16 protein-coding genes are annotated in these 16,845 nt (G+C 62.4%); 10 read left to right on the top strand and 6 right to left on the bottom strand.

The genetic code is table 11. The annotated features are described in order from the left end of the window. The first annotated feature begins 54 nt into the window (after positions 1–54). From IPK70_02970 to IPK70_02950, 5 genes are all read left to right on the top strand, one after another. Positions 55–1,113, top strand: a complete 1,059-nt coding sequence (locus IPK70_02970; protein ID MBK8226122.1) for a hypothetical protein — start codon at positions 55–57, stop codon at positions 1,111–1,113. Positions 1,114–1,116: 3 nt separating this feature from the next. Next, a complete protein-coding gene (locus IPK70_02965) occupies positions 1,117–2,061 on the top strand; it encodes a T9SS type A sorting domain-containing protein (GenBank protein ID MBK8226121.1) in 945 nt (314 codons plus the stop codon). Between the two features lie 91 nt (positions 2,062–2,152). After that, complete coding sequence (locus tag IPK70_02960; protein MBK8226120.1) at positions 2,153–3,223, top strand: hypothetical protein; 1,071 nt, start codon at positions 2,153–2,155, stop codon at positions 3,221–3,223. A 3-nt stretch (positions 3,224–3,226) separates the two neighbouring features. After that, positions 3,227–5,479 (top strand): T9SS type A sorting domain-containing protein, encoded by a 2,253-nt coding sequence (locus IPK70_02955; GenBank protein ID MBK8226119.1) that lies wholly within the window; start codon positions 3,227–3,229, stop codon positions 5,477–5,479. A gap of 178 nt (positions 5,480–5,657) precedes the next feature. Then, a complete protein-coding gene (locus IPK70_02950) occupies positions 5,658–5,813 on the top strand; it encodes a hypothetical protein (GenBank protein ID MBK8226118.1) in 156 nt (51 codons plus the stop codon). Between the two features lie 74 nt (positions 5,814–5,887). Here the strand turns inward: IPK70_02950 and IPK70_02945 are convergent, their stop codons facing one another. Both IPK70_02945 and IPK70_02940 read right to left on the bottom strand, forming a co-directional pair. Continuing rightward, positions 5,888–7,021, bottom strand: a complete 1,134-nt coding sequence (locus IPK70_02945; protein MBK8226117.1) for a TonB family protein — start codon at positions 7,019–7,021, stop codon at positions 5,888–5,890. Between the two features lies 1 nt (position 7,022). Continuing rightward, complete coding sequence (locus tag IPK70_02940; protein MBK8226116.1) at positions 7,023–7,391, bottom strand: BlaI/MecI/CopY family transcriptional regulator; 369 nt, start codon at positions 7,389–7,391, stop codon at positions 7,023–7,025. Positions 7,392–7,523: 132 nt separating this feature from the next. Between IPK70_02940 and IPK70_02935 the strand changes: the two genes are divergently transcribed. Continuing rightward, positions 7,524–7,925, top strand: coding sequence for a DUF393 domain-containing protein (locus IPK70_02935; GenBank protein ID MBK8226115.1), 402 nt, complete (start codon positions 7,524–7,526; stop codon positions 7,923–7,925). Here the strand turns inward: IPK70_02935 and IPK70_02930 are convergent. Genes IPK70_02930 through IPK70_02920 form a run of 3 tightly spaced genes read right to left on the bottom strand, consistent with a single transcriptional unit; the run spans position 7,922 to position 10,462 of the window. Next, the gene (locus tag IPK70_02930; GenBank protein MBK8226114.1) at positions 7,922–8,905 is read right to left on the bottom strand and encodes an MCE family protein; all 984 of its coding nucleotides are present in this window, start codon (positions 8,903–8,905) and stop codon (positions 7,922–7,924) included. The two genes, IPK70_02935 and IPK70_02930, sit on opposite strands and share 4 nt — an antisense overlap. Beyond that, complete coding sequence (locus IPK70_02925) at positions 8,905–9,645, bottom strand: ATP-binding cassette domain-containing protein (protein ID MBK8226113.1); 741 nt, start codon at positions 9,643–9,645, stop codon at positions 8,905–8,907. Before IPK70_02925 ends, IPK70_02930 begins: the two co-directional genes overlap by 1 nt. A gap of 40 nt (positions 9,646–9,685) precedes the next feature. Next, positions 9,686–10,462, bottom strand: coding sequence for an ABC transporter permease (locus IPK70_02920; GenBank protein MBK8226112.1), 777 nt, complete (start codon positions 10,460–10,462; stop codon positions 9,686–9,688). 128 nt (positions 10,463–10,590) lie between these two features. Here IPK70_02920 and IPK70_02915 point away from each other — a divergent pair, with 128 nt between their 5' ends. The 3 genes from IPK70_02915 to IPK70_02905 all read left to right on the top strand — a co-directional run bounded on the left by IPK70_02915 (position 10,591) and on the right by IPK70_02905 (position 14,007). Further along, on the top strand, positions 10,591–11,532 hold the full coding sequence (locus IPK70_02915; GenBank protein ID MBK8226111.1) for an ATP-binding cassette domain-containing protein: 942 nt from the start codon (positions 10,591–10,593) through the stop codon (positions 11,530–11,532). A gap of 121 nt (positions 11,533–11,653) precedes the next feature. Then, positions 11,654–12,985, top strand: coding sequence for an ABC transporter permease (locus IPK70_02910; protein MBK8226110.1), 1,332 nt, complete (start codon positions 11,654–11,656; stop codon positions 12,983–12,985). Positions 12,986–13,095: 110 nt separating this feature from the next. Then, a complete protein-coding gene (locus IPK70_02905; GenBank protein ID MBK8226109.1) occupies positions 13,096–14,007 on the top strand; it encodes a phosphatase in 912 nt (303 codons plus the stop codon). Here the strand turns inward: IPK70_02905 and IPK70_02900 are convergent. Continuing rightward, on the bottom strand, positions 14,004–15,101 hold the full coding sequence (locus IPK70_02900; protein ID MBK8226108.1) for a hypothetical protein: 1,098 nt from the start codon (positions 15,099–15,101) through the stop codon (positions 14,004–14,006). The genes IPK70_02905 and IPK70_02900 overlap by 4 nt on opposite strands. A 463-nt stretch (positions 15,102–15,564) precedes the next feature. Here IPK70_02900 and IPK70_02895 point away from each other — a divergent pair, with 463 nt between their 5' ends. Further along, positions 15,565–16,740 carry a sigma-54-dependent Fis family transcriptional regulator gene (locus IPK70_02895; GenBank protein ID MBK8226107.1) on the top strand — a complete coding sequence of 392 codons (1,176 nt, stop codon included), beginning with the start codon at positions 15,565–15,567 and terminating at the stop codon, positions 16,738–16,740. Positions 16,741–16,845 lie beyond the last annotated feature (105 nt).

Raw genomic sequence — 16,845 nt, 5'->3', positions numbered from 1 at the left:
CGTTCACATCCGGAAGGTCTCCCCGATGCATGGGTGAACCAAACACCTCTACCCATGCGACACAAGACCCTTTCCCTTATCGCGGGCGGCCTCCTGCTAGGAAGCGCGACCCAAGCCCAACTCCAGCGTATCGTGCTGCAAGGCAGCGGAGCGCCGCAGGTCTTCGCGGACATCAATGTCGCGCTAGCAGCAGCGCAGCCCAATGACAGGCTCTACTTCAGCGGCGGCACCTTCATTTCCCCCGCGGCTGTCACTATCGGCGTGCCTTTGCATTTCATTGGCGCTGGCATCGGCCCGGACAGCACAGCGGTCACAGGCGTCACCACGCTAAGTACGACGTCCGGCAGCATCCTCATCACCACCCCCGCCAGCGGAAGCACCTTCACCGGAATCATCTTCTCGCCCTCATCCAATGTCGAGTATGGTACCACGGATGCGGACGATGATCCTACGAACCTGGTCTTCGACCGCTGCACCTTCGCGACGCCCGTGGTCTTCGCAGACGCTGCTGGTTGCACATCGAGCACGATCATGAAGGAGTGCGTGTTCTATTCCAGCCTAAGCGGCCTGGGTACAGCGTGCTCGGTGACATTGGATCGCTGCATCATCGATTACTCGGTGGGCACCGGTGCCGAAGTCAACGCGTTCGCTGGCGGCCTTACCCTTCGTCATTGCGTCGGCTTGAACATGCGCGTGGGGAACAGCCCGGGCGTGACCTCGGAGAACTGCATCTACACCAAGACCACTGCCCCATTCTGGCAGAGCAACGGGGCGATACTGACCAACAACATGTGCGTATGCACCGGTCTCGTCAGCAACATGTCGCCGGCATCGGCCACGGGGAATGTGCTGGGCGTGGCGCAGGGCACGATCTTCATCAATGAGCTGGACAATAATTTCACCTGGGACGACGATCTGCATCTGCAACCCGGCAGCCAGGGCATCGGCATGGCGACCGACGGCACCGATGCGGGGATCTATGGCTCCAGTTCGCCCTTCAAGCCCGGTGCGGTGCCTTTCAACCCGCACTTCCGCAGCGCCACCATCGCCACGAGCACCTTGCCCAACGGCGACCTTCCGGTGAACATCCGCGTAGCCGCCCAAACCAACTAGGTCATGGCACGCGCGATCATCGCCCTGGCCATCGCAGCCACGGCGCACCTGCAAGCGCAGGACATCACGGGATACCGCTACTGGTTCGATGAAGACATCGCCAGCGCGATCACGACGAACGTGGCGCCCACCAGCGAGCTCGAGCTCTCCGCTTCGTTCTCCACCAATGCGCTCACGCGTGGCTACCACACCTTGAGCTTCCAGACGGTCGATAGCGACGGGAAATGGTCGGTGCCCCATACGCGGATCTTCACCCGCAGCGGCTTTGCGATCACTGGCTATCGCTATTGGATGAACGAGAACACGGCGGCGTTCACCACCGGCACCGTCGCGCCGGATCAGGAGGTGACCCTCAACAGCGTGATCGACCCCGGTACGCTCACCAAGGACTACAACACCGTCACCATCCAGTTCGTGGATGCGCTCGGCGAATACAGCGTGCCGCAGACAGTGCTATTCGTGAAGAACACCGGTGAGGTGAACGGCTACGAATACTGGATCGATGACGAGATTGCCGACAGCTACACCGGGAGCATCGGACCGAACACGGTGGTGGACCTGGTCGCCGACCTTCCCACGGGTGTTCCCGCAGGCTCGCACACCTTCACGATCCGCTTCAGCGGGGCCAATGGCACCTGGAGCATACCGCTCACGACGGCTTTCGAAAGCTTCGTGGGCATTGAAGAGCTGCCGGGTGTTACGGACCTGGTCCTCTTCCCGAATCCGATCACCGAGCAGCTCGGCTTGCGGCTGAATGCCGATGCCGCGCGTACGCTGAACCTGCAAGTGCTCGATGTGAGCGGTGCCGTGGTGCAGGACCTCTCCACTTGGAGCGTGAGCGGAAGCGCCTACCGCAACTGGGACATCAGCGCCCTCGCAAGCGGCAGCTACCTGCTGCGGATCACGGACGAGGACCGCATCTGGAGCACCCGATTCGTGAAGCAGTAAGGGCGATCGTTCACGATCGGCCGCACTTACCGATGAGCATGCAACAGCCGGTTCCAAAACCCATTTCACCCCAACCCGAAACCATTACCCCATGAAAACCAAGATCTCCCTCTTTCTCCTCGGCATGGGCCTGCTCTCAAGCACGGCCAAGGCACAACCACCCCGCATCGTTGTGGAGGGCGCTGGCGGACCTCAAGTGTTCACCACCATCACCGCAGCTCTTGCGGCCGCGCAGCCCAACGATAAGGTCTACCTCAGTGGGGGGACCTTCTTCTCCGCATCGGCCTTCTCCATCACCAAGACGCTGCACTTCTTCGGAGCCGGCATCGGCCCGGATAGCACAGCGGCCACTGGTACTACAACTGTGAGCACGGGCGCGGGAAGCATCTCCATCACCACGGACGCCGGCGGAAGCACCTTCACCGGGATCATCTTCTCACCTGCGGGAAGCCTGGTCTATGGCACCACATCGCTCGACGACGACCCGCAGGACATCTTGTTCGAGCGGTGCATATTCACTCGGCCTGTGGCCCTTTATACGAGCAACGTCAATCCCGGCCTGCCATCAAGCACGGATTTCAAGGAATGCGTGTTCAACAGCACGCTGGGTGGCCTGCCCGGCGTGATCGCCACACTCGAACGATGCGTGCTCGATTACCAAGCGGGCACGGGAGCAGAGGTGAGCGGGTTCAGTGGCGGTGGACTGACCCTGCGCCATTGCGTAGGTCTGGGCACGCGCATCGGAAACAGCCAGGGATTCACGGCAGAGAACTCCATCTTCACGCGCACCTCAGCTCCATTCTGGCAAAGTAACGGTGCCATTCTCATCAATAACCTGTTGGTGAGCGCAGGCCTGGTGAGCAACATGACCCCCGGAGCAGCATCAACAGGCAACGTGCTCGGTGTGGCGGCGAACAGCATCTTCATCGACGAAGCGGACAACAACTTCACCTGGGACGACGATCTGCATCTACAAGCCGCGAGCGACGGTGTGGGCATGGCCACCGATGGTTCTGACGTGGGGATCTATGGCAGCTCCACACCCTTCAAGCCGGCCGCGGTGCCCTTCAATCCGCACTTCAGCAGCGTGACGGTCGCGCCGGCCACGAACGGCAGCAGTGAACTGCCCGTGAACATCACCGTGATCGCCCAACCGAACTAGGCCATGAAGCGCTTCCTTCTACTGCCTGCGCTGCTGGCCATGGTCCAGCTGCGGGCGCAACAGATCGAGGAGTATCGCTATTGGATCAACGATGATCCCGGTGCGACCACGGTGAACGGCATCGGGCCGAGCCTTCAAGTGAATCTCATGAGCAATCTGGTGCTTCCGACGCTCACGAAGGACTACAACACGATCACCATCCAATTCAAGGACACCAACGATGTGTACAGTGTGCCGGTTTCGCGGATCTTCACGCGGAGCACAGGAGAGGTGACCGGATACGAGTACTGGATCGACGATGACATCGCGAACCGCGTCTCGGGCACCGTTACTGCTGGGACAGTCGTGAACCTGACGAGCAACCTCACGCTCTGCCTTGCCGCAGGTGCTCACGTCTTCGCCATCCGCTTCCAGGGTGCGAGCGGTACGTGGTCGGTGCCCCTCACGCGGCAGTTCACCTCAACTGCATCGCCGGATACCGATGGCGATGGTCTGTGCGACGCGCTCGACCCATGTCCGCTGCTGGCGAACCTCGTCCCCGGGAACGCCTGCAACGATGGCAATCCGGACACGGAGAATGACATGGTGAACGCCAGCTGCCTGTGTGTGGGAACCTTGGCGAACGAGGATTGCGAGGGCGTTCCAGGCGGTCCGGCTCAACCGGGCACGCCGTGCGATGACAACGATGAGTGCACCGCGAGCGACGTCTATGACGCCAACTGCAATTGCGCCGGCACCTTCGCCGATGCCGACAACGACGGTGTATGCGATGCGGACGACCTGTGCCCAGGCGGACCTGAGCCCGGCATGGCCTGCAATGACAATAACCCAACCACCGAGAATGACATGGTGGGAGCGGATTGCGTCTGCGCTGGAACGCCTACGGGTATCATCTGCACCACCGACCTGGACTTCGTGTACCAGGCCGATGGCACCGACGACCTCACGTGGCAGATCTTCGAGCAAGGCAACAGCAATCTGGTGCAGAGCGGTGGCGGCGCCTTGATCGGCAACGGCTCTGAGGCCACCTGCCTGCCGGATGGCTGCTTCTACCTGGTGGTCACCGATGGCGGGGGCGACGGCATCGTGAACGGCGGCTACCTGCTGAAGATCAACAGCAGCGTGCGCCTGATCGATAACCTCTACGGCACCTTCGGCGAGGGCGGCTTCACCAGCGGAGGCACCAGCCAGATCGCTGCCAACGAAGGCTTCTGCCTGCCCGTGGGCACCGACCGCCTGATCTTCACCAGCTGCGACCGGCGCGACTGGAAGATCAGCCCCTGCGGCGGCGAGTTCGTGGTGGCCAATGCCAACCAGGACGTGAGCGATGAGTACGGCGTGAACAACGCCAACAGCGGCTACCAGATGTGGTGGTACGCGCCCAATGGCGGATACAGCTTCAAGCGCTTCCAGAGCCACAACACGAGCAACGGCCTCCCGGCCAGCGCAACCCGCGCGGCCCACTTCCAGCTCAACGCATGGACCGGCAACCAATTGGTGGAGGGCGGTTTCTACAACGTGAAGGTGCGCGGCCGCGTGAACGGCACCTACAACAACTGGGGCCCTGCCTGCCGCCTGGTGGTGAACAGCACGGAGGCCCAGTGCCCCCGCACCAAGCTCATGGACCTGCCCGGCAACCAGTACCTGAGCTGCGGACAGAGCCGTACGATCGGCACCAACGTGTATGTCCATGCCAAGCCCGTGCGCCGCATGAACAACAACTGCAACTGGGTGAACGCGAACCGCTACCAGTTCCGCTTCCGGATCCCGGCTGAGTTCATCACCATCGTGAAGACCAGCGCCACCGGGCAGTACTGGGTGAACACCAACGGCCTCACCTGCGGCAAGACCTACGAGGTGGATGTGCGCGCCAGCTTCGACAATGGCTCCACCTGGTGCCACAGCAGCGACCCCTACGGCGACATCTGCCTGCTCACCACCACCTGCAGCTTCGGCATGGCTGAAGAGGGCGGCAGCACCGCGACGAGCGAGGCCCGCGTGGCGATGTACCCGAACCCCAACAACGGCGATCAGCTCTTCTTGAGCCTGAGCAGCGTTGAGGAGGGCGTGGAGAGCATCAACGTGGACATCTACGACAGCTTCGGCAAGCGCGTAGCCCAGCGCACCATCGGGGTGCAGGACGGCTACGTGAACACCGCCATCGCCCTCAACGGGGAGCTGGCCAACGGCATGTACCTGGTGAATATCGCGGCCGGTATCAACACGTACACGGAGCGTCTGATGATTCAGCAGTAGGGACGGATTGAAGCAATGAGGCGCGGGCCGGTTCCTTAGAACCGGCCCGCGCTCGTTGAAGGCTCGACCTGCGGCATCCCGATAAGCTCACTCCTCACCAAGCGTTGCCAGTGCTTCCGACTGTCATCCGTCATCCGCGGTCAATGCAGGAACGGATACTTTGGCTGAAAAGGAAGTCATGGCGAAGAAACCCGTTGCCAAGAAGACCGCCAGCGCAAAGAAGCCTGCCGGCATCGGCCGGAGCGCGATAACCGGGCGCTTCATGAGCGTGAGCGCAGCGAAGGCCCACAAGAAGACAGCGATCATCGAGGGGGCTTCGCGCAAGAAGCGCTAGGTGGGTCAATGAGACATGAATGAAGAACGGCGCAAGGCCTTGCTTGCGCCGTCCGATGCATGTGACGATCGCCGTTATTCAAGCTTGAACGCGATGGGCAGGGTCATCTGCGCATTCACCGCCTTGCCGCCGGATTGGGCGGGTTTCCATGCGGGCATGCCACGCACAACGCGAAGCGCCTCATTGTCGATGTCCTCGCGTACGCCACGCTTCACGGAAGCATCGGCCACTTGGCCATTGGATTTCACCGTGAACGAGATGAACACCTTGCCTTCTATGCGATCCGTCTTCGCGGAAGCCGGGTAAGTGAGATTCGCCCCGATGTACTTGATCAAGGCCTCTTGTCCGCCGGGGAATTCCGGTTGCTGATCGATTCCTGGAAACGTCTTCGCCTCGGATGCCGGGGCGATGATGGCCGGGGCGGCTTGCCAGGAGGACAGCGTCACGGCGAAGGCGAGCAGCGGGATGCCGAGCAGGAGCTTGCGGCGCGCAAGGCGCGGGGAACGGGTGTTCTTCAACATGGTCATGCGGTGTTTGAGGTTGTTTGATCCGAACGAGTTGAGGAGCGAGGAGGTGGGCACCCCGAATGCTTGTGCGAGCAGCAGGGCTTCATAGTGGGGGTGGCTCATGCGGGCGATGGCATCCGCCTCGAGCTCATGCACCAGCCGAAGCTCACGCAAAGCCAGTCGCCAGGCCGGATTGCTCCAGAAGAACGCGGAAGCTGTCTCATAGAGGAGCACATCGAAAGAATGCCCGCGGGAAGCATGCACGCGCTCATGCGCCAGCAGCGCGGCTTGATCCTGCTCCACGACCGAAGCAGGGATGTGGATCCGGTTGAAGAATGAGCGCGCTTCGCCGGACGAAGCTGCGACAGCGCGGAAAGCGGTGACACTACGCGCGATCAGCACGATGAGCAGCAAGGCGGTCAGCGCCAGGTGCGCGGCCGCTGCGATGCGCAACCAATCCGTGCCATGCGCTCCGGGCAGCGATGAACCGGTGCTGCTGATTTCCGGCAAGTGGATCGTCATGGCTGTTGCGGCCAGATGGCTGGAGGGCAGCAGTGGCAGCGCAATGGCGAGCAAGGCGGACGCAAGCAACCAGAAACGGCGCGCGGCATACCAGGTCTCGCGTCGCAGCGCCAGATGGTAAGCGCCGAGGAGCGCGACGAACACGAGGTTCGCTTTCAGGTAGTAGATCAGGGCGTCCATGTCAGCGGTTCTTCTTCTTGGCTTGGATGAGCTTCAGCAGTTCCTCCAGCTCTTGCGCGTCCAGCTCTTCGCGCTCGATGAAGTGGCTCAGCAGCTGGCGGGGAGATCCTCCGAAATAGTCCTTCAGCAATCGCTTGGCGTTGCCCTGCCCGTACGAGTCCTTGTTCAGCAGGGCATGATAGCGGTGGCTGCGGCCGAAGGCCTCATGGCCCACATAGCCCTTCTCCTCCAGGATGCGCACGATGGTGCTCACCGTGGTCACCGCCGGGCGGGGCTTCGGCATGGCCGCCACCACATCCTTCACGAAGGATGGCCCAAGCCTCCAAAGCACCTGCATCACCTGCTCTTCGGCCTTCGTCAATCGCTCCATGCCGGCAATTATAACTATGATTATAGTTGTATGGCGAGATTCTTAGTTGAAAGTGACGTGCCGTTCAAGGAGCGGGGCCTATTCGCGGAGGAACGGCGGCGGGTCAGCCGGCATTCGGACCTTGCGGCCGATATGACCGCAGACCAGGACCGCATCATCTTCTTCGACGGCGTTTGCGGGCTGTGCAACCGCTTCGTGGATCGCTTGCTTCGGATCGACCGTGGCGGCATGTTCCGCTTCGCGCCGCTGCAAGGCAGCACCGCGCATGAACGCCTGCCGGCCGGCCGCGCCGATGCGCTGAGCAGCGTGATCTATCTCCGCGAGGGCGTCGTGCTCACCCGATCCACCGCTGCGCTCCGGATCCTCATCGACCTGGGCGGTTGGCGGCGCGTGCACCGCATCTGGTTCGTGTTCCCGCGCGCGCTGCGCGATGCGGTCTACGATTGGGTGGCCCGCAATCGCTACAGCTGGTTCGGGAAGCGGGATGCTTGCAGGCTGCCCAATCCAGAGGAACGAAGCCGCTTCATGTCCTAGTCCCTTGAACGTCCGTCGCGCTTCAGGTCTTTCTCCTTCTCCTTGAAGTAGCGCCGGAAGAGCCAGTTGCGCTGCAGCGCCTTCAGGTTCTCGTTAAGCGTTTCGCTTCCCTTCTCCAGGTTGGCGATGGAGCGGCGCACGTCACCGGCGATGATGGTGTCCTGCGTGAGGGCATGCGCGAGGCCTTTGGGATCATTGAGCCCGGTGCTGAAACGCTCCACCTCACCAGCGGCGCTTGACAGCGAATCGCTGAGAAGCTGCAACTGCTGGAGCAGGCCCTTCACCTGCTGCTCGGCCACCGGATCACCGATGAGCGTGCCCAGTGCACCCTTCCCGCCGCGCACGTCAGCGATGAGGGCATTGGCCTGCTGGGTGGCTGAGCGCGCCGCTTGGGCCGTGGCATTCAACTCCGAGAGCGAGCCCCGCAACTGCGCGGCGAGCGCCGTGTCGCTGAAGAGGTCGAGCACGCTTCCGGGACGATTGAGCCGCTCGGCGAGCAGGCGCAGGTCGGTGGTGATGGCGGCAAGGTTGTCGTTGGTGCGGTCGAGCGTCTCCAGCATGGCGTCGGTATCCAGCGGAATCGACGTGTGCAGCACGGAGCCATCGGTCACGGGCGCACCGGGGCCATCGCCGGGCTCGATGTTCATGAGCTTGTTCCCCATGAGGCCGTCGGAGCCGATGCTCACGATCGCATTCGTGCGGATGTGGGACGCCTGGTCCTCGCGCAGGGCGATTTCGACCCGGACCGTGCTGTCGTTCATGATGGTGAGGCGCTGCACCGTGCCCACATTGATGCCCGCGTAGCGCACATTGTTGCCGGGACGCAATCCGCCCACCTGCCGGAATTCAGCGCTTACCGTGATGGTGCTGCTGAAGAGGCCGCGCTTGCTCCCCAACAGATAAAGGCCGAGCACGAGCAGCACGGTGCCTGCCAGCACGAAGAGGCCCAGGCGCACGGCAACGTTCCCTTCCTTGGCCATCACATGAAGATGAAGAATGAGCGCACCACGGGGTCTTTGGAGGCGCGAAGATCGGCGTAGCTCCCCTCCACATGGTTGCGGCCCTCGTGCAGCACGATGATGCGGTTGGCGGCCAGCTTGGCCACATTGAGGTCGTGCGAGATGATGATCGACGAGGTGTTGTAGGCGCGCTGCAGCTTGAGGATCAGCTCCACGATCTCCTTGCCCGTGATGGGGTCAAGCCCGGTAGTGGGCTCGTCGTAGAGCACGACCTCGGGTTTCAGGATGAGCGTGCGCGCAAGGCCGATGCGGCGCTTCATGCCGCCGCTGAGCTCGCTGGGGTACATCCGCCGCGTATGCGGAAGGCCAACGGCATCCAGCACCTCATCGACAAGCGCATCCGTGTGCTTGGGATTGCGCGCTATCCAATGGCGCCGCAGCGGGAACTCGAGGTTCTCCTCCACCGTCATGCTGTCGTAGAGCGCGCTGCTCTGGAAAAGGAATCCGATTCGCACGCGCAGGCGGTCGAGGGCGTCCTGGTCCAGTGCCAGCACATCCTGACCGAGCACGCGGATCGTGCCGGCATCGGCTTCCAGCAGCCGCATGATGCACTTGATGAGCACGCTCTTTCCGCTGCCGCTCTTGCCGAGCACCATGAGGTTCTCGCCTCGGCGAAGATCCAGATCGAATCCGTCCAGGACCGCGTTGCTGCCGAAGGCCTTGCGCAGCCCGCGCACCTCCACCACGCATTCGTCGGTCATCCCCATCGCTGCATGCTCCAGGCTTGCCGGCGCGTCCATCTCAGTTCAGTCCAAGGATGTCGGTGATCTGCACGGCCATCAGATCGATGATGAAGATGAGCAGTGAAGCCGTGACCACCGCTGAATGCGCGGCCTGCCCTACGCCCTCGGTGCCCTTCTCCGTGTTGTAGCCCCGGTAGCAGCCCACGATGCCGATGGCAAAGCCGAAGAAATAGCTCTTGATGAGGGCGGGGAGGAAATCGGAGAACTCGAGCGACTCGAAGACCTGGCGGTAGAACAGCCCCCAGCTCACGTCGTCCTTGATGTTCACGCCGATCCAGGTGGCCCAGATGGCGATGGCATCGCTGATCACCACAAGGACGGGAATCATCAAGGTGGTGCTCCAAACCCGCGTGACCACGAGGTAGCGGAAGGGATTGGTGCCGCTCACCTCCATCGCATCGATCTGCTCGGTCACTTTCATGCTGCCCAGCTCGGCGCCCATGCTGCTGCCGATCTTGCCTGCTCCGATGATCGCGGTGATCACCGGAGCGATCTCGCGCACCACGCTGATGGCCACCATGGCCGGAAGCATGCTCGTGGCGCCGAATCGTTCCACCGTCGGGCGGCTCTGCACGGTAAGCACCAGGCCCATGATGAAGGCGGTGATGCCCACCAGCGGCAGGGTGAGCGTGCCGTTGATGTAGCACTGCCGGAAGAACTCGCGCCACTCGAAGCGCTTGTGGACGGCCTGTTGGAAGAAGCGCCCAGCGAAGGCCGTGAGCTCGCCAACATCCCGAAGCACCGATGTGACCTTGGCAGCTGCTCCCCTCACCATGGGGGCAAGGTATCCAGCCCGTGCCCGCGTGCGCATGCTTTTGGTCATGCCGCACTACACGAGCGGCGGCGTGACCGCTTCGAGCGGTGCCCCATCACGCCAATACGCCGATACCTTCGCCGCCGCTCATGCTCCGCGTAGAACAGGTCAGCAAGCGCTTCGGCGCCTTCACCGCCCTCGATGGCATCACCATGGAGGTGCCCTCCGGACAGGTGTTCGGGCTGCTGGGCCCCAATGGCGCGGGCAAGACCACCTTGATCCGCATCATCACGCGCATCACCGGTCCGGATGAGGGCCGCGTGCTGCTGAACGGCCAGCCCATGGGCCCCGATGACGTGATCCAGCTCGGCTACCTGCCTGAGGAGCGCGGACTCTACAAGAAGATGAAGGTGGGCGAGCAGGCCCTCTACCTCGCGCAGCTCAAAGGCCTGAAGAAGGCGGAGGCGCAGAAGCGCCTGAAGCATTGGTTCGAGCGCTGGGATATGATGGGCTGGTGGAACAAGAAGGTGGAGGAGCTCAGCAAGGGCATGGCCCAGAAGGTGCAGTTCATCACCACCGTGCTGCACGAGCCGAGGCTGCTCATCCTCGACGAGCCCTTCAGCGGCTTCGACCCGATCAATGCGGAGCTGATCCGCAGCGAGATCCTGCGCTTGCGCGATGCGGGCGTCACGGTGATGCTCAGCACGCACAGCATGCCCAGCGTGGAGGAATTGTGCGACCACATCGGCCTCATCGACAAGGCGAAGCTGATGCTGCACGGCAACGTGCGCGAGATCCGCCGGCAGTATGCCGACAACACCTACCGCCTCGAGTACAAGGGCAACAAGGTGGCCCTGGCCAACGCCCTCGCCTTCACCGGCGAGCTGCTCGATGTGCAGGAGAATGGCGAATACAGCCACGCCCGCGTTCGCCTGGCCAAGGATGCGAAGCTGAACGACGTGCTGAAGCAGCTCCTGCCTTCCGTGGAGATCCATGGCGTGCAGGAGGAGGTGCCGCGCATGCACGACATCTTCATCAAGGTGGTGAGCGAGCACGAGCCGGAGGAAGTAGCGGCTGGAATGACGGAATGAAAACGACCACCCACATGGAAAACGCACAGCCGCTAGCTTCGAGCTACGAGCTGCGATCGCTGGGATGCGGGATGGTCTCAAGCTCGTGGCTCGTGGCTAGCGGCTCGAAGCTCTCCCTCCCATGAACAAGATCCGGCTCATCATCTGGCGCGAGTTCATCACCCGCGTGCGCAAGCCCAGCTTCCTGATCATGACGATCTTGGGGCCGCTGCTGATCGCAGGCGCGGTCATGGCCATGGCCTGGGTAGGCATGCAGGAGGCCACGGACTACAAGGTCCTCGTGGTGGACCAAGAGGGCCTCATCAGCCGCAGGCTCGAGGACAACAAGGCGCTTCGGCTCACCTTCTTCCTGGATGGAACCGTCTGGACGGACAGTGCTTTCAAGGAAAGCCCGTACAACATCCAGGTTCGGCTGCTGGAGGGCAGCATCACCGAGAACCCGCGCGCCGACCTGATCTACAAGAACAAGCCGAGCGAGTTCGCGAAGCAGTGGATTCGCGCGGAACTGGAGAAGAGCCTCGAGATCTCGAAGCTGCAGAAAGAGGGCATCGATCGCGAGGCGTATGCACGGGTACGCAAGCCGCTCGACCTGAAGCTCTACGACGTGAAGGACCTGGGCAAGGAATCGATGGCCGATGCGAAGGCCATGATCGGCTTCTTCTTCGGCTACTTCATGTTCATCTTCATCTTCATGTACGGCGTGCAGGTGATGCGCGGCGTGATGGAGGAGAAGCAGAGCCGGATCGTGGAAGTGCTCATCAGCAGCGTGAGGCCATTCCAGCTCATGATGGGCAAGATCGTGGGCGTGGCCATGGTGGGCTTCACGCAGTTCATGCTCTGGATCGGCATCACCGCCCTGATGCTCGTGATCGGCCTTGCCGTGCTCGCCAGTTCGAAATTCGATCCATCCGTGCTGGCCGAGGGCGGCATGACCACCCAGGTGCAGGAACAGCTGATCGCTGCGCAGGCGCAGACCGCGGCGGCGCCCGTCGATGCCGATAAGGTCGAGGAGTTCATCGCGCAAGTGAATGTCCCGCTGGTGCTCGCCGTCTTCGCCTTCTTCTTCGTGGGCGGCTACCTGCTCTATGCCAGCTTGCTCGCCGCGATCGGCAGCGCGGTGGATAGCGAGACGGACACGCAGCAGTTCATGTTCCCGGTCACCATCCCGATGATCGTGGCCATCTTCATCGCGCAGCTCGCCGTTGTGAACAGTGAGAGCCCGGCCGTCTTCTGGGGAAGCATGATCCCGCTCACCGCCCCGATCGTGATGATGGTGCGCGTGGTGATGGGCACCGTGCCGATGTGGCAATTGCTGCTGAGCATGGCGCTGCTGGTATTGACCTTCATCGGAAGCGTTTGGCTGGCTGGGCGCATCTACCGCACCGGCATCCTGATGTACGGCAAGAAGGTGAGCTGGAAGGAGCTGGGAAGGTGGTTGTTGTACAAAGGCTGAGGGTTGTCCCGGGTCAAGCCCGGGATGACAAGGCAGGTTGAGGGTTGAAGGATGGGCGGGCCGGGTTTGATCGCCTCACGCACAGAAGCAACCTCCAACCGTCAACTGCGATGAACGCAATCATCGACCTCGGCACCAACACCTTCAATCTGCTGGTCTATGAGCAGGGCGAAGCCGGCCTGCGCATCATCCATAGCGTGGAGCTGCCGGTGTTCCTGGGCAAGGGCGGCATCGAGCAGGGCAGGATCACCGATGACGCATTCGAGCGCGGCATGCAGGCGCTGCGGATGCACAAGGAAACAGCACGATCGCATGGCGCGCGCATCATCCGCGGCTTCGGCACCAGCATGCTGCGCAACGCGCGCAATGGCGAGGACTTCGTGCGCAACGCGAAGCAGGAGCTCGGCATCGCCATCCGCATCATCCCCGGCGAGCAGGAGGCCGAACTGATCCTGGCGGGCGTGCGCCAAGCCGTCTCCTTCGGTCCTCAGCCTTCCTTGGTGATGGACATCGGTGGCGGCAGCACGGAGTTCATCCTCGCCACCAACAAGGCGCTGATGTGGAAGCGCAGCTTCGAGCTCGGCGTGACGCGCTTGCGCGAGCGCATCCCGATCAGCGATCCCATCACCGTGGAGGAGGAAGCGCGCCTCGCTGCACACCTCGACGATCAGCTCGAAGGCCTCTACGCCGTGGTGGAGCGGCAGGAGCCGCATGTGCTCGTGGGCAGCGCGGGCAGCTTCGATTCACTGGCGCGCATCATCAGCGCAGAACGTGGCGAAGCGCTCGCGCCGGATGCCGTTACGCTCCGCTTCTCAGCGCTCGAGTTCGATGGCCTGAAGGACCGCCTGCTCCGCATGGACCGCTCTGAACGACTGCTGGTGCCCGGCCTTCCCGAGCACCGCGTGGACACCATCCCCTACGCGCTCATCCAGATGGACCGCGTGCTGCTCGCAGGGGGCATCCGCGAACTGGCCTGGAGCAGGTATGCTCTGAAGGAAGGCGCGGCGACGGTGGTGCTCTAGGGAAGTTGCTGCACCCGCGTATTCGTCGGGGTGCTCCCGCCAACGGTGGTCAGGATCGGATCACGGTCGTTGTTCGCGCCCACGTAGCGGATGCTACCGTCCAGGTTCACATCTAGCGGGCTGTACACGTTGCTCACCACATTGGTAGGCGTGCTGCCGCCGATGGCGATCAGGATGGGGTCGCGGTCGTTGTTCGAGCCAACATACCGGACGTTGCCATCTGGAACGGCATCACCCGGCCATAGGCACTGCACGGTGCCCACCGCCGTGCGCGCGCCCGTGCCATAGGTTGGCGTGCTGCTCAGTCGGAAATCGATCATGGTGCTCGACTGGTCCCAGAGCAGCTGCCTCGGCGAAGCGGTCATGATGCCCAAATGATTGCGATGCCGCAGGGCTACGTGGTAGCTCCCTGATGGCAGAGGCGCGTTGATGGTCGTGCTGCCGCTCATCCCCACCACATCGCCGTCGCGCTGGATCAACGCCGGGCGCGAATGGAGCACGACGGTAGGATCCGCCGCGCTGCGCAACTCCACCACGACCCAATCAACGATTGCGTTGATGCCGGTGGTCATGAGGAGCGAGGGGGTGAGCGCCGTGCCAGGAGCCGAACCGACATAGGCATAGCCTTGTGCAGAAAACGGCTCGGTAACGGGGACCAATCCGGCAGCGCGGAGCTGATCGCCCATGAGCGTGCCGCTGGGCAATGGTCCCGAAAGGGCCGCACGCAGGTTGAAGTTGATGCCGCAATCACTCGAATTGCCCGACAAGGCGATCGGGGAGGGAACATAGCACTCTATCAGCGCGCCAGCATTGCAGGAAAGTCCGGGCAGAGCGTTGATCGGGAAGATGTCCACAAAATAGTTCCCTGGGGTCAGCGGCAAGCCGAAATGCCAGGCCGAGAACGGCTCTGCGATCCAGTCAGCCGCGATGTCGCCACTCCACGTGGCGCCCGTTGTTGTATTGGCGATGTTGTATGCGAAAGGGCCGGAACAACCGCTGAACTCAACTGTTGATATACCGGTGTAGTACTTCCCGGACCAGCGCAGCGTTGGCCCCACGGTGCAATCGACCGTGTAGGAAACCTGTGGCGGCATGGGCACATGGTTCACCCATTGGGCGGAACTGTTCGCAGTGCAACCCATCGCATCAGTCACCGATAGCGTTGCCTGCGAGGAGAATTCCGCGCCGATGAGCACTCCGCTCCAAAAGGTGCTCCATGTGGGCTGTTGGATTCCGCCGCCCGTATTGGTCACAATAAGCACGGTGAACGGTGGGGTGCCGCCACTCCAAGATGCGCCGGCAAAAGGTGTGGTCGCGTTCGAGCAGTCCTCCTGTACCGTGAAGGAAGTGATGGCGAGGTTGCACTGCGCCCGCGCTAGGCTGGAAAACCCGTAAAACAGAAGAACTGCGATTATGATAAGTCGCATCCGAGAGGGCATGGTGCTCTTAAGGGCTTGATTTTCTTAAAGACGCTGCTGGTCAGTGCGGTTGCCGCAAGCTAGTCATGCGCTCCCATCCGCATCTTTGCCCGCTCCCGTCAAGCCGGGACGAAGACCCATGGCCAGCATCCTCATCATCGACGACGAGAAAGCGATCCGCGCCGCGCTGCGCGATATCCTGGAGCACGAGAAGCACAAGGTCGAAGAGGCCGAGGACGGCATGGCCGGGCTCGAGAAGGCCATCAAGGGCAAGTACGACCTGGTGCTCTGCGACATCAAGATGCCCAAGATGGACGGGCTGGAGGTGCTCACCAAGCTGCAGGCCCACAACGAGGAACTGCCCGTGGTGATGATCAGCGGCCACGGAACCATCGACACCGCCGTTGATGCCCTGAAGAAGGGCGCCTTCGACTTCATCGAGAAACCGCCCAACGTCAGCCGCATCCTGGTGAGCGTGCGCAACGCGCTGGATCGTGGCAATCTGGTGCAGGAAACGAAAGTGCTGCGCCAGAAGGTGGGCAAGAGCAAGCTCGGCGGCGTGCAGATGATCGGTGAGAGCAAGGCCCTGCAAGCCATCCGCGACATGATCGAGAAAGTGGCCCCCAGCGATGCGCGCGTGCTGATCACCGGCGGCAACGGGGCGGGCAAAGAGGGCGTGGCCCGGCTCATCCATCAGAAGAGCAGCAGGGCCGAGGCGCCCTACATCGAAGTGAATTGCGCCGCCATCCCCGGTGAATTGATCGAGAGCGAGCTCTTCGGCCACATGAAGGGCAGCTTCACCAGCGCCATCAAGGACCGCAAGGGCAAGTTCGAGCTGGCCGATGGCGGAACCCTCTTCCTCGACGAGATCGGCGACATGGCCCTCAGCGCACAGGCCAAGGTGCTGCGCGCTTTGCAAGAAGGGCGCATCACACCGGTGGGCGGTGACAAGGACGTGAGCGTGAACGTGCGCGTGATCGCCGCCACCAACAAGGACCTGCGCAAGGAGATCGAGAAGGGCAACTTCCGCGAGGACCTCTACCACCGCCTCAGCGTGATCCCCATTCACGTGCCCAGCCTCAGCGAGCGGCTCGATGATGTACCGTTGCTGGCCGAGCACTTCATCAGCTTGGTGTGCATCGAGCAAGGCATTGCACCGAAGAAGATCGCCGACAAGGCCATCAAGGAGCTCCAGAAGCTGCCTTGGACCGGCAACGTGCGCGAGCTGCGCAACGTGATCGAGCGGCTGGTGATCCTCAGCGGCAAGGAGATCACCGAGGGGGACGTGAAGGCCTATGCGGTGCCGCACGCCTGAGCATCAGCCGTTTCAGCCGTTGGCCGATTAGCCCCGCCCGTTGGCCGAATGCACAGTACGCTGGGGAAAGATGCCTGCGTTGGCAAGGCAACTTGACCCCTTCCG

It is taken from the genome of Flavobacteriales bacterium (genome assembly GCA_016712535.1).
Taxonomy (GTDB): Bacteria; Bacteroidota; Bacteroidia; order Flavobacteriales_F; family PHOS-HE28; genus PHOS-HE28.
The sequence above is the reverse complement of the archived record's forward strand: the minus strand, read 5'-3'. Positions and strand labels throughout refer to the sequence as shown.

Excerpts from the sequence above, each read along its gene's own strand:
- IPK70_02970 (MBK8226122.1), top strand. The coding sequence starts at position 55 with ATGCGACACAAGACCCTTTCCCTTATCGCGGGCGGCCTCCTGCTAGGA.
- IPK70_02965 (MBK8226121.1), top strand. The coding sequence starts at position 1,117 with ATGGCACGCGCGATCATCGCCCTGGCCATCGCAGCCACGGCGCACCTG.
- IPK70_02960 (MBK8226120.1), top strand. The coding sequence starts at position 2,153 with ATGAAAACCAAGATCTCCCTCTTTCTCCTCGGCATGGGCCTGCTCTCA.
- IPK70_02955 (MBK8226119.1), top strand. The coding sequence starts at position 3,227 with ATGAAGCGCTTCCTTCTACTGCCTGCGCTGCTGGCCATGGTCCAGCTG.
- IPK70_02950 (MBK8226118.1), top strand. The coding sequence starts at position 5,658 with ATGGCGAAGAAACCCGTTGCCAAGAAGACCGCCAGCGCAAAGAAGCCT.
- IPK70_02945 (MBK8226117.1), bottom strand. The coding sequence starts at position 7,021 with ATGGACGCCCTGATCTACTACCTGAAAGCGAACCTCGTGTTCGTCGCG.
- IPK70_02940 (MBK8226116.1), bottom strand. The coding sequence starts at position 7,391 with ATGGAGCGATTGACGAAGGCCGAAGAGCAGGTGATGCAGGTGCTTTGG.
- IPK70_02935 (MBK8226115.1), top strand. The coding sequence starts at position 7,524 with ATGACCGCAGACCAGGACCGCATCATCTTCTTCGACGGCGTTTGCGGG.
- IPK70_02930 (MBK8226114.1), bottom strand. The coding sequence starts at position 8,905 with ATGGCCAAGGAAGGGAACGTTGCCGTGCGCCTGGGCCTCTTCGTGCTG.
- IPK70_02925 (MBK8226113.1), bottom strand. The coding sequence starts at position 9,645 with ATGACCGACGAATGCGTGGTGGAGGTGCGCGGGCTGCGCAAGGCCTTC.
- IPK70_02920 (MBK8226112.1), bottom strand. The coding sequence starts at position 10,462 with ATGGTGAGGGGAGCAGCTGCCAAGGTCACATCGGTGCTTCGGGATGTT.
- IPK70_02915 (MBK8226111.1), top strand. The coding sequence starts at position 10,591 with ATGCTCCGCGTAGAACAGGTCAGCAAGCGCTTCGGCGCCTTCACCGCC.
- IPK70_02910 (MBK8226110.1), top strand. The coding sequence starts at position 11,654 with ATGAACAAGATCCGGCTCATCATCTGGCGCGAGTTCATCACCCGCGTG.
- IPK70_02905 (MBK8226109.1), top strand. The coding sequence starts at position 13,096 with ATGAACGCAATCATCGACCTCGGCACCAACACCTTCAATCTGCTGGTC.
- IPK70_02900 (MBK8226108.1), bottom strand. The coding sequence starts at position 15,101 with ATGCCGCCACAGGTTTCCTACACGGTCGATTGCACCGTGGGGCCAACG.
- IPK70_02895 (MBK8226107.1), top strand. The coding sequence starts at position 15,565 with ATGGCCAGCATCCTCATCATCGACGACGAGAAAGCGATCCGCGCCGCG.